General features: G+C 64.8%; 21 protein-coding genes and 2 tRNA genes. 18 read left to right on the top strand and 5 right to left on the bottom strand.

The window, feature by feature from the left end:
- The first annotated feature begins 63 nt into the window (after positions 1–63).
- From ACFOKJ_RS07235 to ACFOKJ_RS07220, 4 genes are all read left to right on the top strand, one after another.
- Positions 64–975, top strand: a complete 912-nt coding sequence (locus ACFOKJ_RS07235; protein WP_390277934.1) for a LysR family transcriptional regulator — start codon at positions 64–66, stop codon at positions 973–975.
- Between the two features lie 330 nt (positions 976–1,305).
- Positions 1,306–2,400 (top strand): ABC transporter substrate-binding protein, encoded by a 1,095-nt coding sequence (locus ACFOKJ_RS07230; protein WP_390277932.1) that lies wholly within the window; start codon positions 1,306–1,308, stop codon positions 2,398–2,400.
- 12 nt (positions 2,401–2,412) lie between these two features.
- Positions 2,413–3,642, top strand: coding sequence for a GGDEF domain-containing protein (locus ACFOKJ_RS07225; protein WP_390277930.1), 1,230 nt, complete (start codon positions 2,413–2,415; stop codon positions 3,640–3,642).
- 1 nt (position 3,643) lies between these two features.
- Positions 3,644–4,420, top strand: a complete 777-nt coding sequence (locus ACFOKJ_RS07220; protein WP_390277929.1) for a substrate-binding periplasmic protein — start codon at positions 3,644–3,646, stop codon at positions 4,418–4,420.
- A gap of 164 nt (positions 4,421–4,584) precedes the next feature.
- On the opposite strand, the gene ACFOKJ_RS07215 is transcribed toward ACFOKJ_RS07220, so the two are convergent.
- Together ACFOKJ_RS07215 and ACFOKJ_RS07210 are read right to left on the bottom strand one after the other, a co-directional pair.
- Positions 4,585–4,660: transfer RNA gene (locus tag ACFOKJ_RS07215), tRNA-Glu, on the bottom strand.
- Between the two features lie 39 nt (positions 4,661–4,699).
- Positions 4,700–4,775, bottom strand: a tRNA-Ala gene (locus ACFOKJ_RS07210).
- Positions 4,776–4,927: 152 nt separating this feature from the next.
- Here ACFOKJ_RS07210 and hpnC point away from each other — a divergent pair.
- Genes hpnC through radA form a run of 6 tightly spaced genes read left to right on the top strand, consistent with a single transcriptional unit; the run spans position 4,928 to position 10,602 of the window.
- Positions 4,928–5,764 carry a squalene synthase HpnC gene (gene hpnC / locus ACFOKJ_RS07205; RefSeq protein WP_390277927.1) on the top strand — a complete coding sequence of 279 codons (837 nt, stop codon included), beginning with the start codon at positions 4,928–4,930 and terminating at the stop codon, positions 5,762–5,764.
- The gene (hpnD, locus tag ACFOKJ_RS07200) at positions 5,761–6,606 is read left to right on the top strand and encodes a presqualene diphosphate synthase HpnD (RefSeq protein WP_390277925.1); all 846 of its coding nucleotides are present in this window, start codon (positions 5,761–5,763) and stop codon (positions 6,604–6,606) included. The genes hpnC and hpnD overlap by 4 nt, the downstream gene beginning before the upstream one ends.
- On the top strand, positions 6,603–7,874 hold the full coding sequence (gene hpnE, locus ACFOKJ_RS07195) for a hydroxysqualene dehydroxylase HpnE (protein WP_390277923.1): 1,272 nt from the start codon (positions 6,603–6,605) through the stop codon (positions 7,872–7,874). Before hpnD ends, hpnE begins: the two co-directional genes overlap by 4 nt.
- Positions 7,874–8,629: an SDR family oxidoreductase gene (locus tag ACFOKJ_RS07190; RefSeq protein WP_390277921.1), complete on the top strand. Its 756-nt coding sequence runs from the start codon at positions 7,874–7,876 to the stop codon at positions 8,627–8,629. The genes hpnE and ACFOKJ_RS07190 overlap by 1 nt, the downstream gene beginning before the upstream one ends.
- 9 nt (positions 8,630–8,638) lie before the next feature.
- Positions 8,639–9,232, top strand: coding sequence for a hypothetical protein (locus ACFOKJ_RS07185; RefSeq protein ID WP_390277919.1), 594 nt, complete (start codon positions 8,639–8,641; stop codon positions 9,230–9,232).
- 5 nt (positions 9,233–9,237) lie between these two features.
- Positions 9,238–10,602: a DNA repair protein RadA gene (radA, locus tag ACFOKJ_RS07180; RefSeq protein WP_390277917.1), complete on the top strand. Its 1,365-nt coding sequence runs from the start codon at positions 9,238–9,240 to the stop codon at positions 10,600–10,602.
- 549 nt (positions 10,603–11,151) lie between these two features.
- Here the strand turns inward: radA and ACFOKJ_RS07175 are convergent.
- The 3 genes from ACFOKJ_RS07175 to ACFOKJ_RS07165 form a co-directional block, all read right to left on the bottom strand.
- Entirely contained in the window at positions 11,152–11,505 is a 354-nt protein-coding gene (locus tag ACFOKJ_RS07175) for a DUF2325 domain-containing protein (RefSeq protein ID WP_390277914.1), read from the bottom strand.
- Positions 11,506–11,729: 224 nt separating this feature from the next.
- Positions 11,730–12,734 (bottom strand): hypothetical protein, encoded by a 1,005-nt coding sequence (locus ACFOKJ_RS07170; RefSeq protein ID WP_390277912.1) that lies wholly within the window; start codon positions 12,732–12,734, stop codon positions 11,730–11,732.
- Positions 12,735–12,858: 124 nt separating this feature from the next.
- Positions 12,859–14,517, bottom strand: coding sequence for an ABC1 kinase family protein (locus tag ACFOKJ_RS07165; RefSeq protein ID WP_390277910.1), 1,659 nt, complete (start codon positions 14,515–14,517; stop codon positions 12,859–12,861).
- A gap of 326 nt (positions 14,518–14,843) precedes the next feature.
- Here ACFOKJ_RS07165 and ACFOKJ_RS07160 point away from each other — a divergent pair, with 326 nt between their 5' ends.
- The 8 genes from ACFOKJ_RS07160 to ACFOKJ_RS07125 all read left to right on the top strand — a co-directional run bounded on the left by ACFOKJ_RS07160 (position 14,844) and on the right by ACFOKJ_RS07125 (position 20,932).
- Positions 14,844–15,482, top strand: a complete 639-nt coding sequence (locus tag ACFOKJ_RS07160; RefSeq protein WP_390277908.1) for a C40 family peptidase — start codon at positions 14,844–14,846, stop codon at positions 15,480–15,482.
- 70 nt (positions 15,483–15,552) lie between these two features.
- Positions 15,553–15,765: a hypothetical protein gene (locus tag ACFOKJ_RS07155; protein WP_390277907.1), complete on the top strand. Its 213-nt coding sequence runs from the start codon at positions 15,553–15,555 to the stop codon at positions 15,763–15,765.
- A gap of 4 nt (positions 15,766–15,769) precedes the next feature.
- Positions 15,770–17,017 (top strand): lipoprotein-releasing ABC transporter permease subunit, encoded by a 1,248-nt coding sequence (locus ACFOKJ_RS07150; protein ID WP_390277905.1) that lies wholly within the window; start codon positions 15,770–15,772, stop codon positions 17,015–17,017.
- Positions 17,010–17,693 carry a lipoprotein-releasing ABC transporter ATP-binding protein LolD gene (lolD, locus tag ACFOKJ_RS07145; protein WP_390277902.1) on the top strand — a complete coding sequence of 228 codons (684 nt, stop codon included), beginning with the start codon at positions 17,010–17,012 and terminating at the stop codon, positions 17,691–17,693. The genes ACFOKJ_RS07150 and lolD overlap by 8 nt, the downstream gene beginning before the upstream one ends.
- Before the next feature lie 55 nt (positions 17,694–17,748).
- Positions 17,749–19,044, top strand: coding sequence for a mechanosensitive ion channel family protein (locus tag ACFOKJ_RS07140; protein WP_390277900.1), 1,296 nt, complete (start codon positions 17,749–17,751; stop codon positions 19,042–19,044).
- Between the two features lies 1 nt (position 19,045).
- Positions 19,046–19,660: a response regulator transcription factor gene (locus ACFOKJ_RS07135; protein WP_390277898.1), complete on the top strand. Its 615-nt coding sequence runs from the start codon at positions 19,046–19,048 to the stop codon at positions 19,658–19,660.
- Positions 19,657–20,100: a dihydroneopterin triphosphate diphosphatase gene (nudB, locus tag ACFOKJ_RS07130; protein ID WP_390277895.1), complete on the top strand. Its 444-nt coding sequence runs from the start codon at positions 19,657–19,659 to the stop codon at positions 20,098–20,100. Before ACFOKJ_RS07135 ends, nudB begins: the two co-directional genes overlap by 4 nt.
- 118 nt (positions 20,101–20,218) lie before the next feature.
- The gene (locus ACFOKJ_RS07125; protein WP_390277893.1) at positions 20,219–20,932 is read left to right on the top strand and encodes a response regulator; all 714 of its coding nucleotides are present in this window, start codon (positions 20,219–20,221) and stop codon (positions 20,930–20,932) included.
- Positions 20,933–20,937 lie beyond the last annotated feature (5 nt).

Here is a 20,937-nt window from a genome sequence, read left to right as displayed (position 1 = left end):
CGGTAGTAATTCAGTAAAATGCTAATATTTTGCCAGGTAATTCAATTCTGATATGGGGACGCCATGAATATCAGCCATCGCCACATCGAGGTATTCCGCGCGGTGATGACCAGTGGCAGCGTTACCGCCGCTGCGGCGCTGCTGCACACCTCGCAGCCCACGGTCAGCCGCGAGCTGGCGCGGCTGGAACAACTGCTGGGCTTTGTGCTGTTCGACCGCATCAAGGGCCGCCTGCTGCCTACCGCGCCGGCGCTGGCGCTGTTCGATGAGGTGCAGCGCTCCTATATCGGCCTGGAGCGCATCGTGGAGGCTGCGGCCAACCTGGCGCGGCCGGATGGCGGCCAGCTGGCGGTAGCCTGCCTGCCGGCATTTGCCCATGCGCTGCTGCCGGCGGTGTGTCGCCGCCTGCAGCAAAGCGAGGGCCTGGTGCGGGTGGCGATTACGCCGCAGGAATCGCCGCTGCTGGAAGAGTGGCTGTCGGCGCAGCGTTTTGACATCGGCCTTACCGAGTCGGAGGAGGCGCCGCCGGGTACCACGCTCACGCCGCTGCTGCGTGCCGACGAGGTATGCGTGTTGCCGGATGGCCACCCGCTGCTGCAGAAGGCGGTGCTGACACCGCAGGATTTTGCCGGCCAGCCGTTCGTGAGCCTGTCGCCGCAGGACAGCTACCGGCTGCAGCTGGATGCGGTATTTGCCGCCGCCGGGGTGGCGCGGCAGCTGGTGTGGGAGACGCACAGCGCGGTGTCAGTGTGCGCGCTGGTGCAGCAGGGGCTGGGTGTGGCCATCGTCAACCCGCTCACCGCGCTGGCCATGGCCGGGCAGGGGCTGCAGCTGCGGCGCTTCGCGGTATCGGTGCCGTTTGCCGTTGGCGTGGTGTTGCCGCAGTTCCGGCCGTCCACCCCGTTGGCCGCACGCTTTGTCGCGCTGTTGCGGCAGGAGGCTGCCGAACTGGCGCAGCGGCTGGCGCGGCTGTAGCGCTGGCTGCGCCGCAAACCGGGAGGCGCGTCACCAAAACGTTGTCTAGTTAACGCTATGGTTTCTTTGCGATTTTATTTAAAATTAAGACAGGAGAGCCTTGTTTTAAACGGGGCTGCCCGAGAATGGTGCCATTGAGCATTAAATAATAATTTAAAAACTGGCGCTTCGAAAACCCTGATTTCCAATCGAGCCAAGTCGCGGCGTGGCAAGGTGTGAACGAAAAATGTCGACGCAGCAGATGGTTGATATGCAAGGAGACACAATCGTGAGCAACGCAGTGCCGCCACGAAAGCGGGGTTTTCGAGGTGCCAAAACGTGAGACCCCCCATGCGTAAATGTGCACTGCTGCTGTGCGGGCTGCTGCTGTGTGGCCTGGCCCAGGCCATGTCGGTTACCTTCATCAACCCCGGCAAGCACGATGAAATCTACTGGCTCACCGCTTCCCGGGCGATGCAGGCGGCGGCGGATGATCTGTCGGTACAGCTGGAAGTGCTGTACACCGAGCGCAACCACCCGCGTGCGCTGGAGCTTGCCCGCGACATCATTGCCCGGCCCAAGGGCAAGCGGCCCGATTACGTGATCTTCTCCAACGACTACGCCACCGCGCCGGAGATGCTGCGGCTGTTCGACGCTGCCGGCATTCGCACCTTTCTGGCATTCAGCGGCCGTGGCGACGACAAGGGCCCCGAGCCGATAGGCAAGCCGCGCAGCCACTACAAGCAGTGGCTGGGCTCGCTGGAGCCGCATGCCGAGGACGCTGGCTACCAGACCGCGCGCGCCCTGATCCAGCAGGGGCGCAAGGCCGGTCTGCCGCGCGTGGGCGGCAAGCTGCAGCTGATCGCCATTGGCGGCGACCGCTCCACCCCCACCTCCATCCGCCGTGATGCCGGCATGCGCCGGGCTGTGGCCGAGGCGGGCGACGTTACCCTGGTGCAGCAGGTTTACGCGGCATGGAACCGCGACCGCAGCGCCGAGCAGAGCGACTGGCTGTACCAGCGCTATCCGCAGGCGCGGCTGGTATGGGCCGGCAATGACCTGATGGCGTTTGGCGCCATGGACAGCTGGCGCAAGAAAGGCGGCATACCCGGCAAGGACGCGCTGTTCAGCGGCATCAATACCTCGGCAGAAGCCATGCATTCACTGCTCGACGGCCACCTCAGCGCGCTGTCCGGCGGCCACTTCATTGCCGGTGCCTGGTCGCTGCTGATGCTGTACGACTACGACCGGGGCGTCGATTTCGTCAACGAAGGTCTGGAGCTGGATCGCAGCATGTTCACGCTGTTCGATGCCGCCGCCGCCGAGCGCTTCCTGCGTGACTACGGCGAGCTGGACTTCTCGCGCGTGGATTTTCGCCGCTACAGCAAGGCACTGAACCCGAAGTTGAAGCGTTACAACTTCAGCTTCCGTCAGTTGCTCAAGTAAGAAAGACTCATTTTGCCGCGTAATTTCCGCTCGCTGGCGCATGCGCTGATCCGCCGCATCGGGCTGCTGGCCCTGGGCTGTGCGCTGCTGTTCAGCGCGCTGCAGGGCATCTGGCAGTACCGCTCGGTGCAGCAGCAATTGCAGGACAGCATCCAGCAGCTGGCCAGCAGCAATATTCCGCTGCTGTCGGTGGCGCTGTGGGATATCGAGCCGGAAGCGGCGCGCCGCCAGCTGCATGCCATCGCCAGCCGCCCCGGTGTGGCATTCGTGCGCGTAAACGTGGTGACCGGGCAGATGTTCGAGGCCGGTGACTCCACCAGCCTGTACAACAACCCGGTACAGCGTTTTGTCATTCCCGTCCCTGGCGAGCAGGGCAGGCCGCTGGGCGAATTGCTGGTAGTGCAGCGCGAGGCCTATATCTACCAGCAGGTGGCCAGTTCGCTGGCCGGCATGCTGCTGGGCTACCTGCTGCTGACGGTACTGATCTGCGGCATGGTGGCCTATGTGCTGCGCCGTGATCTGGAGCGGCCAATGCGCGAAATTGCCGCTTTTGCCGGCCAGCTCACCCCGCAGAGCCTGACCGACCCGCTGCGGCTGCAGCGCGGCTGGCGGGAAGCGCACGACGAAATCGACCTGGTGGCCGGCGGCTTTGTCACCCTGCAGAACGCCTTGACCGAGCATATCGATTCGCTGGATCAGCAGGTGGAAGAGCGCACCCAGCAACTGGAGAACGCACTGGGCGAGATTCGCGCCCTGCTGACGCACGACGCGCTTACCGGCTGCTACAACCGCGCTTTCCTGGCCGAACGCCTGCCACAGGAAATGACCCGCGCCCAGCGCAGCGGCCAGCCCCTGACGCTGGTGTTCTGCGACATCGACCACTTCAAGCGCATCAACGACGAATACGGCCACCTCATCGGCGACGAAGTGCTATGTGCCGCTGCCGGCCGGCTGCGGAGCCAGCTGCGCACCGACGTAGACTGGGTGGTGCGCTTTGGCGGCGAGGAATTCGTGATCGTGCTGCCCGACATCGGCCCGCCGGATGCACAACTGGTAGCCGAGCGGCTGCGTGAAGCCATCGCCACATCGCTGCCATTGCAGGATGGCCGCCTGCTGCAGATCACCGCCAGCCTGGGCGTGGCCGTGTGGCAGCCGGGCGAGGGCATGGAGCCATGGCTCAAGCGTGCCGATGCCCTGCTGTACCGGGCCAAGCTGGCCGGCCGCAACCGGGTGGAGGCCTGACATGGAGCGTGCAAAGCTTGTTATGCATGGCCGCTTGCTTGCCTGCCTGATTGCCAGCCTGCTGCTGCCGGGCGCGCTGGCGCGGCCAACGGTGCAGGCCACGCCCACCATCCACCTGGCCAGCACCGACTACCCACCATATTTTTCGCCCGCGCTGCGCAACGACGGCGTGGTGGGCGCCATCACCCGCGCCGCGCTGGCCAAGCGCGGCTATAGCGTGCAGCTGCACTACCGGCCGTGGTCGCGGCTGATGGCCGAAGTACAGGCCGGCAGCTTCGACGGCGTGATGGCGGTTTGGTACTCCCCCGAGCGCGAGCAATACCTGTACTACAGCCAGCCGCTGGTTTACACCAGCATGGGTTTCTACACCCGGGTGGACCAGCCGCTGGCAGTCGCACCGCTATCCGCGCTCAAGCCATACACCATCGGCACGGTGCGCGGCTACAAGAACCCGCCAGCCTTCGACGCGGCCAGGCTGAAAGTGGAAGCCGCCAACGACGACCTGACCAACCTGCGCAAGCTGGCCGCCGGCCGGCTGGACCTGGTGCTGATAGACCGGGCACTGGCCGGCTACCTGTTGCCGCAGCTGGCCCCAGGCATGGCGGAACGCATTCACTGGCAAGGCCCGCCCATCGCCCGCATGCCGCTGCATCTCGGCTTCTACCGTGGCAACAAGAGTGGCGAGCAGCTCACCCGGCAATTCAACCTCGGCCTGGCCGAGCTGCGCCATAGTGGCGAACTGGCTGCCATCCTGCAGCGCTACCGCTTCGAGCAGTAGCGGCGGGTTGGCCGCAGCGGCTGGCGGTCGCAGTGCATGGCTGGCGTGAAAGTGAATGGAACGCTGGAGTAGGAGGAGAAGGGTTTGCGGCCAACGTTGGGCGCAAGCCCTGAAACATGGAGCACAAACAAAAAAGCCACCTGGCGGTGGCTTTTCGTTTGTACTGGCGTCCCCACGGGGATTCGAACCCCGGTTATCGCCGTGAAAGGGCGGTGTCCTAGGCCTCTAGACGATGGGGACAAAAAATCCGGCCAGTGGCCGGATTTTCTGAGGTGTCCGTGGTGGAGGTAAGCGGGATCGAACCGCTGACCTCTTGCATGCCATGCAAGCGCTCTCCCAGCTGAGCTATACCCCCACAGAGGTTTGCGTTGTTGGTCGTTCAACGCGGAGCGCATATTAGTACACGACTCTTGCGGCGTCAAGCATAAATTTTGCAAGTAGTGAAAACGGGGCCGGCGGCGGGCTTGGCTTATAATGCGCGCTTTGTCTGTGGATGGATGCGCGCCGATGGCGGTGGATCATTACGAGAACTTTCCGGTGGGGTCGCTGGCCTTGCCGCGGCGCATGCGCAAGGCGGTGCACGTGATCTACCGTTTTGCACGCCATGCCGACGATATTGCCGACGAGGGCGATGCGCCGGCAGCACAAAGGTTGGCCGCATTGCAGGCGCTGCGCGAGGAGCTGGATCGCATCGGTGCTGGTGAACCGCCGCAACAGCCGCTGATGCAGGCGCTGGCGCGTGTCATTGCCGAGCGGGCGCTGCCGCTGCAGCCGTTCTACGACTTGCTGTCGGCGTTCAGCCAGGATGTGGAAAAGACCCGCTACCAGAATTTTGCCGAGCTGGTGGACTACTGCCGCCGTTCGGCCAACCCGGTGGGGCGGCTGATGCTGGCGCTGTATGGCGAGCACGACAGCCGCAGCCTGGCGATGTCGGACGGCATCTGCACCGCGCTGCAGCTGATCAATTTCTGGCAGGACGTGGCCATAGACTGGCAGAAGGGCCGCGTGTACATCCCGCAGGATGATCTGGCCAAGTTCCGCGTCAGCGAAGAACAGATTGCGCGCGGCGATGCCGGCGGGGTGTGGCCGATGCTGATGGATAAAGAGGTGAAGCGCGCGCTGGCCATGCTGCAGGCCGGTTCGCCGCTGGCGCTCAAGCTCAAGGGGCGCTTTGGCCTGGAGCTGCGCATGATTGTGCTGGGCGGCGAGCGCATTCTGAAAAAGATTCACGATGCCCGTGGCGATGTGTTCAATCATCGTCCGGTATTGGGCTGGAAAGACTGGCCCGTGATTATCGGCAAGGCGCTGTGGGCGCCGTATGCCAGACGAGGGAGGCGGGCGTGACCCCACAACAATACTGTGAAGACAAGGCGGCGAAGAGCGGTTCCAGCTTTTACGCCAGCTTCCGCTACCTGCCCAGAGAGCAGCGCGACGCCATGGTGGCGCTGTATGCCTTCTGCCGCGAGGTGGACGACGTTGTGGACGAAATCCACGACGACAACGTGGCGCGTACCACGCTGGCCTGGTGGCGCAGCGAGCTGGCGGCCATGTATGAAGGCACGCCGAATCACCCGGTGATGCGCGCGCTGCAGCCGCAGGTGGCGCGTTTCGACCTGCCGCAGGAGTGGTTTGCCGAGATCATCGACGGCATGCAGATGGACCTGGACGTGCCGCGCTACAACCGCTTTGCCGACCTGCAGCTGTACTGCCACCGCGTGGCCGGGGTGGTGGGGCAGCTGTCGGCGCAGATCTTCGGTTACCAGGATCGCGCCACGCTGAAGTACGCGCATGAGCTGGGGCTGGCGTTCCAGCTCACCAATATCATTCGCGACGTGGGCGAGGATGCGCGCCGCGGCCGGCTGTACCTGCCGGTGGAAGACCTGCAGCGTTTTGGCGTGCCGGCGTCCGATGTGTTCGCCTACAAGGAAAGCCCGCAGTTCGCCGAGCTGATGCAGTTCCAGATTGCGCGGGCGCACGAGCACTACCGCCGCGCCTGGCAGCTGCTGCCGGCGGGCGACCGCAAGGCGCAGCGCATCGGCCTGGTGATGGCGGCGATCTACCGCGCCACGCTGGACGAGATAGCGCAGGACGGCCCGGGCAAGGTGCTGAACCAGCGGCTGTCGCTGTCGCCGGGGCGCAAGATCTGGCTGGCGTGGAAGACCTGGAACTTCGGCTACAAGCCGTGAAACCGCGCGTTGCCATTATCGGCGCCGGCTGGGCTGGCCTTGCCGCCGCCATCGAGCTGGCCGATGCGGCCAACCTTACCGTGTTCGAAGCCGGGCGCGTGCCTGGCGGCCGTGCCCGCGCGGTGGAACTGGACGGCATGCGGCTGGACAACGGCCAGCACATCCTGATCGGCGCCTACCGCGACAGCCTGCGGCTGATGCAGCGGGTGGGGGTGGATACCGACGCCGCGCTGGCGGCACAGCCGCTGCGCTGGCAGCAGGTGGACGGCATCGACATGCGCTGCCCGCCGTGGCCGGCGCCGTGGCAGTTGCTGGCTGGCTTGCTCTCGGCCACGGGGCTGCGCTGGCGCGACAAGCTGGCCTTGCTGCGGCTGTTGACCTGGCTCAGGGTAAAACGCTGGCGAATCGGGCAGGATGTTGCCGCGCTGGACTGGCTGCGCGGGCAAGGGCAGGGCGAGCGGTTGCTGGATTGTTTCTGGACGCCGCTGATCCTGGCCACGCTGAACACGCCACCGGCGCAGGCGTCGATGCAGCTGCTGGCCAATGTGCTGCGCGACAGCCTGGGCTCGCCACGCGGTGCCGACAGCCGGCTGCTGCTGCCGCGCGTCAACCTGGGCGCGCTGTTTGCCGAGCCGGCAGTGCAATGGTTGGCCGCACGCGGCGCCGATATCCGCCTGGGGCAGCGCGTCGCCGCCGTGGACTGGCACCAGCGCCGGGTGGCTGGTGAGTGTTTCGACGCCATCATCGTGGCTACCGCGCCCTACCATGCCTTACCCCTGGTGGATGTGCCGGCGCTGCAAAACTTGCTCAAGGCATGGCAATACCAGCCGATAAGCACCGTATACCTGCAGTTTGCTGACAGGGTAGCCTTGCCGGCGGTAATGACCGGGCAGGTGCACGGGCTGGGGCAGTGGTGGTTCGACCGCGAAGCCTTGAGCGGCGAAGCCGGGCTGGTGGCGGTGGTGATCAGTGCGGAAGGCGGGCATGCCGCGCTGTCGCAGCAGGCGCTGGCGGCGCGCTGCGAGGCCGAGCTGCGCCGCGTGGTGGCGGACCTGCCGCCCTTGCTGCGGTCGCGGGTGATTACCGAGCGCCGCGCCACCTTTGCGGCCAACGTCGCCTTGCCGCGCCCCGATGTGCGACTTCCCGTAGAATCGGGCTATCTGGCGGGTGACTGGCTATGTGCCGACTACCCGGCTACTCTCGAAGGAGCGGTACGCAGCGGCATGGCCGCCGCCGCCGCCCTGATGCAGGACTGGACAACAACATAATGATGCAGACTTTTGACGATAACTATCTGGCCGGCCGCGTAATCCTGGTGACCGGTGCCACTCAAGGGGTTGGCCGCGACACCGCGCTGACCGCCGCCCGCCATGGTGCCACCGTGGTGCTGCTGGCGCGCAGCGTGCGCGGCCTGGAAAAGGTGTACGACGAGATCGTGGCGCAGGGCTCGCCGGAGCCGGTGGCGATTCCGCTGGACCTGCTGGAAGCCAGCGACGATGCCTTCAACACCCTGGCCTACCAGATCAAGCATGCGGTTGGCCGCCTGGACGGCATCGTGCACTGCGCGCAGCACTTCTTTGCGCTGTCGCCGCTGACCGACCAGCGCATCGACGAATGGATGAACCAGTACCGCATCAACACCGTGGCACCGTTTGCGCTCACCCGCGCCTGCCTGCCACTGTTGAAGGCGGCGGACGACGCCAGCGTGGTGTTCGTGGGCGAAACCCACGGCCAGCAGCCGGGGCCGTTCTGGGGCGCGTTTGGCGCCTCCAAGGCCGGGCTGAACTACCTGATGCAGGTGGCGGCGTCGGAGTGGGATGTGTACCCCAACCTGCGGGTGAACCTGCTGGTGCCGGGGCCGATCAACTCGCCGTTCCGCACCCGTACCCACCCGGGCGAGGACAAGAGCGAGCGTGGCAATATCGCCGAACTGATGCCGCACATGCTGTACTGGCTGGGTGCGGCCAGCAAGGGGCGCAGCGGCGAGATCGTCTCGCTGGATCTGCGCAGCAACAAGGCATAAGGACGAACGATGCGGGCATATCTGCTGCTGCCAACCGTGATGTTGCTGACCGGCTGTAACTGGGTCATGAACGTCAGCGGGCTGGCGGCCGAATCCAACAAGGCGATCGGGGCCTCGTGCCGTCAGACCGGCCGCTCGCTGGAGGAGTGCTACAGCCGCAACCCCGAGGCGGACAAGGCGCAGATCTACGCTGGCTGGCGCGAGATGCAGGAATACATGGCCAAGAACAAGCTGGAAACCATGCAGCCGCTGGCCGAACCGGTGGTGGAACCTCCAGCGCCAGCTACCGCATCCGCCAGCCATGCCGAGGCGCCTGCTCAAAAAAAAAGTAGTCCCGTAGCCGGTTCCGCGCCGGCGGTAGCCACGCGCCCGGTGCCGCCGCGGCGCCCGCTGTCGAACGAGGAGGCCGAAGCACAGGCCAAGACCGATCCGCTGCTGGACTCCATCCTCTCCACCGTGCGTGGCGACGAAAAACCCAAGGCGCCGCCCAAGGACGAGCAGGCCGCACGCGACAACCGTCTGCTGAATATCCTCAACACCATCAACAGCAGCCAGCCGGCTGCTTCCAAGACCCAGCCGGCCAAGCCGGCCGGCAGTCATTGAGCTTCATGGCCAAGACCAAGACAATCTATCAGTGCAGTGAATGCGGCGGCAGCTCGCCCAAGTGGCAGGGGCAATGCCCGCATTGCAATGCTTGGAACACGCTGAGCGAAACCGTGGCCACAGCACCCGCGGCCAACACCCGTTACCAGAGCTGGACCGCGCAGACACAGCCGGTGCAGGTGCTGTCCGAAGTGCAGGCCACCGAGGTGCCGCGCGAATCCAGCGGCATCGACGAGCTGGACCGCGTGCTGGGTGGCGGCATCGTGCGCGGCGCGGTGGTGCTGCTGGGCGGCGACCCCGGCATCGGCAAATCCACGCTGCTGCTGCAGGCGCTGGCCACCATCGGCAGCAGCCGCAAGGTGCTGTACGTGTCCGGCGAGGAATCGCCGCAGCAGATCGCGATGCGTGCCTCGCGGCTGGCAGTGGACGCAGCGCGCGTGCGCCTGCTGTCGGAGATCCGGCTGGAAGCCATCATCGCCACCCTGCAGCAGGAAAAGCCGGACGTGGCGGTGATCGACTCCATTCAGACGCTGTATTCCGACCAGGTGACCTCCGCCCCCGGTTCTGTGTCGCAGGTGCGCGAGTGCGCGGCGCAGCTCACCCGCATTGCCAAGCAGAGCGGCATCACCATCATCCTGGTAGGGCATGTCACCAAGGAAGGCTCGATTGCCGGCCCGCGCGTGCTGGAGCACATCGTGGACACGGTGCTGTATTTCGAGGGCGACAGCCACTCCAGCCACCGCATGATCCGCGCCATCAAGAACCGTTTCGGTGCGGCCAACGAGCTGGGCGTGTTCGCCATGACCGAGCGCGGTCTGCGTGGGGTGTCCAACCCGTCGGCCATTTTTCTGTCCAGCTACCGCGACGACGTGGCCGGCTCCTGCGTGCTGGTAACGCAGGAAGGCAGCCGCCCGCTGCTGGTGGAAATCCAGGCGCTGGTGGACGACGCGCACGGCTTCCAGCCCAAGCGCCTTACCGTGGGCCTGGAGCAGAACCGGCTGGCTATGCTGATGGCGGTGCTGCATCGCCACGCCAGCGTGGCCTGCTTTGACCAGGACGTATTCCTGAACGCGGTGGGCGGGGTGAAGATCATGGAGCCGGCCGCCGACCTGGCGGTGATCCTGTCCATGGTGTCCTCGCAGCGTAACAAGCCGCTGCCGGAAAAACTGGTGGTGTTCGGCGAAGTGGGCTTGTCCGGTGAGGTGCGTCCGGTATCCCGTGGCCAGGAGCGGCTGAAGGAAGCCGCCAAGCTAGGTTTCACCCGCGCCATCGTGCCCAGTGCCAACGCGCCGCGCCAGCCTATCGACGGGCTGGAGATCATCGGCGTGGATCGCCTGTCCGAGGCGGTGGATTACTGCATCCGTCGCTGACGCCATGACCCCTGGCGACGCCGATATCGAAGCATAGCGCCGCTAGCTGCTGCGCTACTTCCGTGCCCGGCTGCAGGATGCCCTGTTGGCCGCATTGCAGGGCTGGGCGTGCCTCCGCCTGCGCGAGTGCCTGGAAGCGCACGGGTTCCAGCGGGAGGGAACACGATGCACTGCCGCTAGGCCAGCCGCCTTACTCCCGAAGCCATGGACCTGCCACTGTGCCGCGCGGAACAGGCGCTAAGGGTTGGCCGCAAGCTGTTCTGCTTCCGGGTACCTGGAAAACTCCCGCTTTCGTCGCGACACGGCGTTGCGAACGAAAATTTTCCATTACATATCAAATGCATGCCGCCTGGATAGTTTCGTTCGCGCCTTGTCTCTCCGTGACTTAGCTCGATTAGCAATCAGGGCTTTTCGAGGCGCCGTTCCGTAGCCGGATAAGCGCAGCGCATCCGGGGAGGGGGGGGGCGCCTACCCACATGTCAGCAACCCCGGATGCGCCTGCGGCTTATCCGGGCTACCGGTTGCCCCTTGTGTCGTTACGGCTTCTTCCTAGTGTTTGCGGCGTAATGGTTGTTCGCGCCCGGCGCAGGCATTGGGACAGCTGGCGCACTGCTCGGCCATGCCGGCGCATTGCAGCGATTGTTTCAGCGAGCACACCGAGCGGCGGCAGGCGATGAAGCGGACGTTTTCCTCGTTGGCCAGCTGGCGGAAGTGCTTCATCACGTTGTGACCCAGAAAGTCGGTGAACAGGATCAGCAGCTCGGTGCCGGCCGGCAGGCGGTCCAGCTTGCGCTGGTGGGAGCTGTTGCGGCCGCTCAGGTGCTTGTGGATGTTGATGCCGAAAGATTCCAGGACGCCAGGAATATTGCCCAGGGTATCAGCGCCGACCAGCATTGCGTTCATGGTGTTGTCCCGAAAAGAAGTCATGAAAGAGAAGTGATGGCGGCATGGTAATGCCACATGCAAATCTAATCAAGACTTATTCTCATTGATGGGTTGAACGAGTTGCAGGTTTGCGACTGGGGGAAGGGTGGAGTAGGGAGTAGGGAGTGTCGAAGCGCTCAGCGCCTACTCCCTACTCTCCATTCCCGGTTTTACGCAGCGCCTACTCCCAAGTCCCCCAAACGCTACACCGACACGTCCAGCTGGCCGACCAGGCCGGCACTGCCGTTCTCGTTCAGGTACACCCCGGCGCGGCGCATTTGTGCCAGGGTGGCGCCCTGGGCATCGGTGTGGGCAAACTCGGCGTCGATGCTGGGCAGCAGGATGGCGCCGATGCCCAGCTCCAGCAGCGGTGTCAGCTGGTCCTGCTCGCCATCGCGGCCCTGCCAGAGCTTGAGCTGGGCAAACAGCGGGTCGCCTTCGTCGATGGCATGGTTGCCATCGCCATCCAGCGCTGCCAGTTCGGCAAAGCCGTTGCCGCTTTGCGGGCCGAACAGCTCGCTGCGGTCGTTCACCCGGCCATCGCCATTGCGGTCCAGTACCAGCCAGCCGCCATTGCGCAGCAGCGGCATGGCGTCCTGGCTGCCGTTGCCGTCCAGGTCGAATGCCACCGTGGCGCCGGACAGCGCGCCGGCGTCGTTGCCCAGTGTCAGCATCAGCGGGTCCTTGGCGGCGGCGCCGAAATTCAGGGTCTCGCTGCTGTGCAGCTCGAAGCTGCGCTGCAGGCTGATATCGAGCTGGAAGCTCAACTGGCGGCCATCGCGGGTGGTGATGTTGCCGCTGGCGGAAAACTGCAGCGATTCCTGTTCCTGGTAATGGAATTCGCGCTGTACCCGCATGCCCAGCTGCGGTTCGGGGTTGCTGATGCTGGTGTCGCTGGCGGCAAGGTTGGCCGCAGTGCCGCCGCTGGCTTGTGCGGACAGTTCGCGCACATCCTGCAGCCGGATGTGGATGCCGAAGGTTTTTTCCAGCAGCGAGCGCAGCATGGCCAGCGCCGGGGTGAGCCCCTGTTCGCCCCAGTCTTCATCCTGCTGGCTGGCGGCCTTGCCGACTTCGCTCAGGCTAACGTCGTCACCGGCCGCGCTGCTGGCTGGCGGGGTCTGCCACACGCTGATGTCCTGCTTCACGCTGAGCGATTGCTGGTATTGATGCTGGCTGGCCATGGCCAGCGACATGCTGTCGACTTTCATGATGCCGCTCCGGCTGCTGTCTGCAGCCTATATCGGCATTGGTGGGCAAATGCTTAGCTCAGTTTGTCGCGTTTACTATCAAATATCCGCCTGGAAAGCCAGGTCGGGCCGGCCGGCGCCGTTGTCATAGGTTCTTGCCGGCACGCCAGATCGACCAGATCAGCCACATGCTGTTGAAGAAAGCCACCATGAAGCCGAGAAAGCCGAACAGCGGCAGGCCGAACAGGGTGGGGCCGCCCTTTACCGTCATCACGATGGAAGAGCCGATGATCAGGCAGCCGGTGACGATGCCCATGGTCAGGCGGTTCACGCTCTTGTCCAGCTGGTGGCCGAACTGTTCCAGCCGCTTCAGGTCGAGGTTGATGCGGAACTTGCCGTGACGGATGTCCTTGCCGATGCGGATGATGTCGCGCGGCAGGTCGGCAATCATGCCGAAGCCCTCGCGCAGCGTCTGCTTGCTGCGCATCAGGAAGTTGCGCGGGTCGTAGCGCGCCAGGATCAGCTGGCGCACGAACGGCGACAGGTGCTCCACCAGCTGGAAGTTCGGGTCGAGCTGGCGGCCCAGGCCTTCCAGTGTCAGCAGCGCCTTGAACAGCATGGCCATGTCCGGCGGCAGCACGATGCCGTGATCGCGGATCAGCGCCATGATGTCGTTGATCAGCTGCGACATATTGAGGTTTTTCAGCGGCACGTGGTCGTACTGGAACAGCATCTCGCCGATGTCCTCGGCAAACTGCTCCTCGTCCACCGGCGTGCTGCCGGTCCATTCCAGCAGCACGTTCATCATGCCGCGCTCGTCGCGCTCGGCCAGTGCCGCCAGCAGGTCCACGATCTCGTCGCGGCGCTTGTGCGACAGGCGGCCAACCATGCCGAAGTCGATGAAGGCAATGATGTTGTCCGGCAGGAAGATCACATTGCCCGGGTGCGGGTCGGCGTGGAAGAAACCATTGAGCAGGATCATCTTCAGCACCGCGTCGGCGCCGCGCTTGGCCAGCAGCGCCGGGTCGAGTCCGGCGGCGGGCAGCGCATCCACCGGGGTGGCGGACAGGCCGTCCACGAAGTCCTGCACATTTACCGCCGGGTTGGTGTAGTCCCAGTGCACGCGCGGTACGCGGATATAGGCATCGCCGGCAAAATCCTTGCCGAAGCGCTCCATATTGCGTGCTTCCACCGCCAGGTCCAGCTCGCGGCGCAGCGAGCGCGCGAATTGCTGCACGATTTCCGATGGCTGGAAGCGCCGCGCGTCGGCGAACTCCAGCTCCACCAGGTGCGCCAGGTGTTCCAGGATGCGCAGGTCGGCCTCCACCTTTTCCACGATGCCGGGGCGGCGCAGCTTCACCGCCACCACGGTGCCGTCTTTCAGCACCGCACGGTGCACCTGGGCAATGGAGGCGGAGCCGATGGGGTTGTGGTCGAACTCGGCGAAGATTTCCTCCGGCGGCGCGCCCAGCGCCTGTTTCAGCGTGGCGGCCAGCTGCGCATCCGGAATCGGCGGCACGGTGTTCTGCAGCTTTTCGAATTCGGTGATCCACTCCGGCGCGAACATGTCGACACGGGTGGACAGGATCTGTCCCAGCTTGATGAAAGTTGGCCCCAGCTCTTCGAAGGCGCGGCGCAGCCGTATCGGGGTGGGAATGGCGTTGGCCGGGTCGGGAAAGGGGATGTTCAGCCACTGGCCGGCTTTTTCCACCGCGCGTGGCAGCCGCAGCCGCTGGGCGAATTCCCCCAGGCCATGGCGAAACAGGATGCCGCTGATCTCTTTCAGGCGGGGCAGGTCTCGCATTGCAATCAGGGTTTCTCTGAGCATGGCAGGCCGTTCCGGGCGGGGCGCGACAGGCGCGCAGGTGGCAGAAAATGGCAAACAAGTATCGGGGAATCGCCCCGGCGGCACAATAGCATGGGCAGGCAGCGGCGGCTGCGCGGGCGATTGCGGCTTGGTTGCCGCCGCCGGTGATGGTATTGTGCAGGTCGTTTTGTTCCAACCGGCTCACCCCGCATGCGGGCAGGCGGCAACCGGGCCTGGCCCGGCCGAACCAAGTCCGTCTGGGTTTGTCCCTTTACGCTATGAAATTTTTCCACTATTTGCTTGCCTGCGTGCTGGCAGGCTGCATGGCACTTGCCCAGGCCGCGCCGGACAAGAGCGCCGATGCCGATGGCGGCGACCCGATCGCGCGCTTTGCCAGCCCGGGCGAAGAGGCCGTGGGCGATCTGCTGCTGCAGGCCATGAGCCTCTTGGGCGTGGCCTACCGCTTTGGCGGCAACAGCCCGGAATCCGGGCTGGATTGCTCCGGCTTCATCCAGTACGTGTTCAAGAAATCGCTGCACGTGAACCTGCCGCGCACCGCCGCCGAGATGGCGCAGGTTGGCCGCGAGATCGGGCAGGATGAACTGAAGCCGGGTGATCTGGTCTTTTTCAATACCCGTGGCTTCCGCTATTCCCACGTCGGCATCTATCTGGGCAACAGCAAGTTCATTCACTCTCCCCGCACCGGCAAGAACATCCAGGTGGCCAATATGAGCCAGAGCTACTGGGTGAGCCGCTATAACGGCGCACGCCGGGTGACGCGTGGCGCACAGGTGGCCGAGGTGCCGGTGAGCAGCGTGGCGGAAAAGCCGGCCAGCAGCAGCCGCAAGAAAGTTGTCACCAGCAGCCGCAAAAAGCGCAGCAGCGAGGCGGTGGCCAGCAAGTCCGGCAAATCCGCCAAGTCGCCCAGCAAGAAAAAGCGCGTGGTGAAGAAGCGCAGTTGAGGTGGTGGCAAGCCGCCCAGTACAGACCGGATGCCCGCAGTCGCGGGCATCGACATTTGCAAGGTGAAGCATGAATCTGGAATTGCCGATCTGGCATGCCCCCGATGGCAGCGTGGTGTCCTGCACCGAGAAGGTGAAGGTAATGACCGAAAACATGGAAGAGCTGGCACAGATGGCGCAAGACGCATTTGAAGACGCCATCCTGATGGGCTGCGACGAACAGCAGGTGCGCAGCTTCCTGGTGGCGCTGATGCAGCGGCTGGAAAACCCGTACCAAGGCTGATCCCGTGCATCTGAACTTCGAAGCTTTCATCGGCCTGCGCTATCTGCGCGCACGCCGTCGCAACGGTTTCATCTCCTTCATCTCCCTGCTGTCGGTGATCGGCATCGCGCTGGGCGTGGCGGCGCTGATCGTGGTGCTGTCGGTAATGAACGGTTTCCAGCAGGAGATCCGCGGCCGCATGCTGGCGGTGGTGTCGCACCTGGAGGTGTCCAGCTACGACGGCCGCCTGCCGGACTGGCAGCCGCTGCAGCAGGCGCTGGCCAGGCAGCCGCACGTGGTGGCGGCCGCGCCCTATGTCAACGCGCAAGGCCTGCTGTCCAGCGGTGGCAATGTGCGTGGCGCGCTGGTGCGTGGCATCGATCCGGCCAGCGAGCGCCGGGTGGTGACGCTGGGCGACGAGATGCTGCGCGGCAAGCTGGAATCGCTGCAGCCGGGCAGTTTCAACATCGTGCTGGGGGTGGAACTGGCGCGCGCACTGGCGGTGGAAGTGGGCGACAAGGTGACGCTGATCACGCCGCAGGGCAATGTCACCCCGGCCGGCATGATGCCGCGGCTGAAACAGTTCACCGTCAGCGGCATCTTCAAGGCCGGCATGTTCGAGTACGACGCCTCGCTGGCGATGATTCCGCTGCGCGACGCGCAGGTGCTGTTCCGCCTGGGGCACGATGTGTCCGGCGTGCGGCTGAAGCTGGACGACGCCATGCTGGCACCGCAGCTGAAGGCCGAGCTGGCCGGCAAGCTGGCGGCCAACCAGGTGGCCAGCGACTGGACCGACATGAACAGCAATTACTTCCGCGCGGTGCAGATCGAAAAACGCATGATGTTCATCATCCTGACGCTGATCGTGGCGGTGGCGGCCTTCAACCTGGTGTCCACGCTGGTGATGGTGGTGACCGACAAGCAGGCGGATATCGCCATCCTGCGCACCCTGGGTGCCAGCCCGGCCAGCATCATGAAGATCTTCGTGATCCAGGGCTCGGTGGCCGGGGTGCTGGGTACGGTGGCCGGGGTGGCCGGCGGCCTGCTGCTGGCGTTCAATCTGGGCAGCGTGCAGCATGCCATCGAGCAGATCATCGGCGCGCGGCTGCTGTCCAGTGAGGTGTACCTGATCGATTTCCTGCCGGTGGATGTGCAGGTCACCGATGTCGGCACCATCGCGGTGATCTCGCTGTTGCTGTCGCTGCTGGCCACGCTGTACCCCAGCTGGCGCGCGGCGCGTACCCGTCCGGCGGAGGCTTTGCGCTATGAATAATGAAGTACTGGCCTGCCGCCAGCTGTCACGCCGTTACCGCGAGGGCGAGCTGGACGTGGAAGTGCTGCGCGGCATCGATCTCACCGTTGGCCGCGGCGAGCGGCTGGCGATAGTCGGCGCCTCCGGCAGCGGCAAGAGCACCTTGCTGCACCTGCTGGGCGGGCTGGACAGCCCCAGCAGTGGCGAAGTCCGCCTGATGGGCCAGCCGCTGGCCGGTATCGGCGAGAAGGCGCTGGGCGAGCTGCGCAACCGCCACCTGGGCTTTGTCTACCAGTTCCACCACTTGCTGCCGGAATTCACCGCGCTGGAAAACGTGATGATGCCGCTGCTGATCCGCCGCCTGCCGCGTCATGAAGCCGCTGCGCAGGCTACGGCCATGCTGCAGCAGGTGGGGCTGGGCGCGCGGCTGCAGCACAAGCCGGGCGAGCTGTCCGGCGGCGAGCGCCAGCGGGCCGCCATTGCCCGCGCGCTGGTAACGCGCCCGGATTGCCTGCTGGCCGACGAGCCCACCGGCAATCTGGACCGTGGCAATGCCGACGCGGTGTTCCAGCTGATGCTGGAGCTGAACGTCAACCTGGGTACCAGCCTGGTGATCGTGACTCACGACCACGAGCTGGCCAGCAAGGTTGGCCGCGTGCTGACGCTGGGGCCGGACGGGCTGAGCGCAGCTGCCTGACAACCGGCGGCATCTGATCCCACTAAACCGATAGTCCGATTCACAAGGAGTTTGCATGCTGGGACACGGTACCGAACCGCTGACTTTCGATCGCCTGATGGCCGCCCTGCAGGGGCCGACCGGCTGGCTGGAGCTGGGTATCGCCACGCTGTGCGTGGTGCTGGCCTATGTGCTGAGTCGCCGCATCTACGCGCGCTGGTTCGTGCTGCCGGCTGGCGGCAGCTGGTCGTTCGGCAAATACCTGGCGTTCCGGCTGGTGTTTCCGCTGTCGGCGCAGCTGCTGACGCAGCTGGCCGGGCTGGGCTGGCAGCTGTTGCAGGGGCATCGTTCCGAACTGCTGATCGTGGCCGCCACGCTGCTGTTCTGGCTGTCGGTGATCCGCATCCTTACCGCCGTGGTGCGCCATGCGCTGCCCAGCGGCCGCTTCGAGCGCAGCAGCGAGCACTTTGTCTCCATGCTGCTGTGGCTGGGCTTTGCCAGCTGGGCGGTAGGCATCGATACCGTGGTGCTGGACTGGATGGAGTCGATCAGCTTCCGCATCGGCAAGAACCACATCAACCTGCTGATGATCCTGTCCGCGCTGGTATGGGTGTCGGTGGTGATGGTGGGCGCCATGTGGGTGAGCAAGCTGATCGAGGCGCGGGTGATGCGGCTGTCCGAGGTGGACCTGAGCCTGCGCATCGTGTTCAGCAAGCTGGCGCGCACACTGCTGATCGTGGTGGCGGTGCTGATTGCGCTGCCCATCGTCGGCATCGACCTCACCGTGCTGTCGGTGTTCGGCGGCGCGCTGGGCGTGGGCCTGGGTTTCGGCTTGCAGAAGATCGCCAGCAATTACGTGTCCGGTTTCATCATCCTGCTGGATCGTTCCATCCGCATCGGCGACCGGCTGATGGTGGAAAACCGCACCGGCTACGTGAGCAAGATCACCTCGCGCTACGTGGTGCTGAAAACCGCCGACGGCTCCGAGGCGCTGGTGCCGAACGACACCCTGATTGCCAACACCGTGGTCAACCAGTCCTATTCCGACAAGGCATTGTGGATCAGCCTGCCGGTGCAGGTGGCCTACGGTACCGATCTGCCCCGTGCACTGGAGCTGCTGCGCGAGGCCGCCGAGCACCCGCGGGTGAAGCCGGACCCGGCGCCGGCTGCCTTCGTGGTGGCGTTTGCCGACTCCGGCATCAACCTGGAGCTGGGCATCTGGGTGCTGGACCCGGAAAACGGCATGCTGGGGCTGCGTTCCGATATCAACCTGCGTATCTGGCAACTGTTTGGCGAGCACGGCATCGATATTCCCTACCCGCAGCGCGAAGTGCGGGTGGTAGGCGAGGCTGCCGCGGCAGGAGGGATGTGACATGCAACGACTGGCAGTAATCGACGATGATCTGGCGGTGCGCCAGTCGCTGCTGTGGCTGCTGGAGTCCCCCAGCCTGGCGGTAAGCGGCTACGACAGTGCTGAAGCCTTCCTGGCCGACACCACGGCAGCCAGCTGCAACTGCCTGATCGTCGACCTGCGCATGGGCGGCATGAGCGGCATCATGCTGCTGGAAAAGCTGGCCGCATGGCCGTACTGCCCGCCGGTGCTGATGCTCACCGCGCATGGCGACGTGCCACACGCGGTGGCGGCATTCAAGCAGGGCGTGGTGGATTTCCTGGAAAAACCGTTCGACGACCAGCACCTGCTGCGGCTGGTGGAAGCGTGCCTGGCGCGCGACAGCGAGGCGCGCAGCCGCCACCAGCGCCGCCAGCAGGTACAGGACGCGCTGCAGACGCTGACCGAGCGCGAACGTGAAGTGATGCAGCTGATCCTGGTGGGGCTGCTCAACAAGCAGATCGCCGAGGAGCTGGCCATCAGCATGAAAACGGTGGAAGTGCACCGCGCGCGGGTATTCGACAAGATGGGCGTGAAGTCGGCGGTGGAGCTGGCCGGGCTGATCAGCATCCTCGACAGCCAGGGGGGCAAGGCATGAAGGCGCCCAAGCAGCCGGTGTCGGTACTGGTGGTGATCCACACGCCCGACCTGCAGATACTGCTGATCGAGCGTGCCGACCGCCCCGGTTACTGGCAGTCGGTCACCGGCAGCCGCGAAGGCGACGAGGCGCTGAGCGATACCGCCCGCCGCGAAGTGCTGGAGGAAACCGGCATCGATGCGGTGGGCCTGCATGACTGGCAGCAGCAGAACGTCTACGAAATCTACCCGCACTGGCGCCACCGCTACGCGCCGGGCGTCACCCACAACACCGAGCACGTATTCAGCCTGCAGCTGCCGGCACCGCAGCCGGTGCAGCTGGCGGCGGGCGAACACCTGGCCTGGCAGTGGCTGCCATGGCAGCAGGCGGCCGAGCTGGTGTTCTCGCCATCTAATGCTGATGCCATAAAAAAACTGGCGAAAGCAAGATTGATGACATAGTTGCCACAGTATTTGCTATTAATACCCGCCTTTCTCTTTAGTTATTTCTTATCAATAACCCTGCGGCGCTGGCGGGGCTATCATGACGTCATGAGTAGCAATAAATCTGGAGAGCGTCATGAAGCTTGCTTACGACAAGCTGCGGGTGCTGGTAGTTGATGACCAGATGCTGGTGCGCTCGCTGATTGTCAGAACGCTGCGCGAACTGGGCGTCAGCGAGGAAAACATCCATCAGGCGGTAGACGGCGCCACCGCCAAGCGGGCGCTCGATGCCAAGACCGTGGATATCGTGCTGTGCGACCTGCAGATGGAGCCGATCAACGGCATGGATCTGCTGAAGGAAATCCGCTGTGGCATGACGCTGAATGCGTCCACGCTGCCTTTCGTGTTTCTGTCCGGCCATGCCGAGCGCGAGGTGATCCTGCTGGCGGCACGGCTGCATGCCGATGGTTTCGTCATCAAGCCACCCAAGCCGGCGGAGCTGGAGCGCCACTTGCTGGAGGCCATGTCGCGCCAGCGCCCGGAGCCCGATCCGTTTGCCTATTGCAACATTCCCACCGGCACCCGCCATGACAAGTACCTGTTCAGCGAACTGATCGCCGAGGCTGCCCAGCGCATGGACGACGACCAGACGCCGGTGGAAAGCATGACGCTGGAACAGGTGAAAGCCGGCAGCATTCTGGGCGCCGACCTGCGCAGTCAGGACGGCCATCTGCTGCTGCAGCGCGGCGCGGTGATCACCCGCACCCAGCTGCGGGTGCTGCGCGAATTTGGCGATCGTTTCGGGGTGACGTCCATGGTGCTGGTGCGCCCGCAGGACGGCCAGGGCTAACCGGG

The sequence above is a fragment of the Vogesella amnigena genome (assembly GCF_042648905.1).
GTDB lineage: Bacteria > Pseudomonadota > Gammaproteobacteria > Burkholderiales > Chromobacteriaceae > Vogesella > Vogesella amnigena.
This window is presented reverse-complemented; position numbering and strand designations above follow the sequence as displayed.

Bases quoted from the DNA above. Each gene is read 5' to 3' on its own strand.
- ACFOKJ_RS07235 (WP_390277934.1), top strand. From the start codon at position 64: ATGAATATCAGCCATCGCCACATCGAGGTATTCCGCGCGGTGATGACC.
- ACFOKJ_RS07230 (WP_390277932.1), top strand. From the start codon at position 1,306: ATGCGTAAATGTGCACTGCTGCTGTGCGGGCTGCTGCTGTGTGGCCTG.
- ACFOKJ_RS07220 (WP_390277929.1), top strand. From the start codon at position 3,644: ATGGAGCGTGCAAAGCTTGTTATGCATGGCCGCTTGCTTGCCTGCCTG.
- hpnC (WP_390277927.1), top strand. From the start codon at position 4,928: ATGGCGGTGGATCATTACGAGAACTTTCCGGTGGGGTCGCTGGCCTTG.
- ACFOKJ_RS07190 (WP_390277921.1), top strand. From the start codon at position 7,874: ATGATGCAGACTTTTGACGATAACTATCTGGCCGGCCGCGTAATCCTG.
- ACFOKJ_RS07185 (WP_390277919.1), top strand. From the start codon at position 8,639: ATGCGGGCATATCTGCTGCTGCCAACCGTGATGTTGCTGACCGGCTGT.
- radA (WP_390277917.1), top strand. From the start codon at position 9,238: ATGGCCAAGACCAAGACAATCTATCAGTGCAGTGAATGCGGCGGCAGC.
- ACFOKJ_RS07175 (WP_390277914.1), bottom strand. From the start codon at position 11,505: ATGAACGCAATGCTGGTCGGCGCTGATACCCTGGGCAATATTCCTGGC.
- ACFOKJ_RS07170 (WP_390277912.1), bottom strand. From the start codon at position 12,734: ATGAAAGTCGACAGCATGTCGCTGGCCATGGCCAGCCAGCATCAATAC.
- ACFOKJ_RS07165 (WP_390277910.1), bottom strand. From the start codon at position 14,517: ATGCGAGACCTGCCCCGCCTGAAAGAGATCAGCGGCATCCTGTTTCGC.
- ACFOKJ_RS07160 (WP_390277908.1), top strand. From the start codon at position 14,844: ATGGCACTTGCCCAGGCCGCGCCGGACAAGAGCGCCGATGCCGATGGC.
- ACFOKJ_RS07155 (WP_390277907.1), top strand. From the start codon at position 15,553: ATGAATCTGGAATTGCCGATCTGGCATGCCCCCGATGGCAGCGTGGTG.
- lolD (WP_390277902.1), top strand. From the start codon at position 17,010: ATGAATAATGAAGTACTGGCCTGCCGCCAGCTGTCACGCCGTTACCGC.
- ACFOKJ_RS07140 (WP_390277900.1), top strand. From the start codon at position 17,749: ATGCTGGGACACGGTACCGAACCGCTGACTTTCGATCGCCTGATGGCC.
- ACFOKJ_RS07135 (WP_390277898.1), top strand. From the start codon at position 19,046: ATGCAACGACTGGCAGTAATCGACGATGATCTGGCGGTGCGCCAGTCG.
- nudB (WP_390277895.1), top strand. From the start codon at position 19,657: ATGAAGGCGCCCAAGCAGCCGGTGTCGGTACTGGTGGTGATCCACACG.
- ACFOKJ_RS07125 (WP_390277893.1), top strand. From the start codon at position 20,219: ATGAAGCTTGCTTACGACAAGCTGCGGGTGCTGGTAGTTGATGACCAG.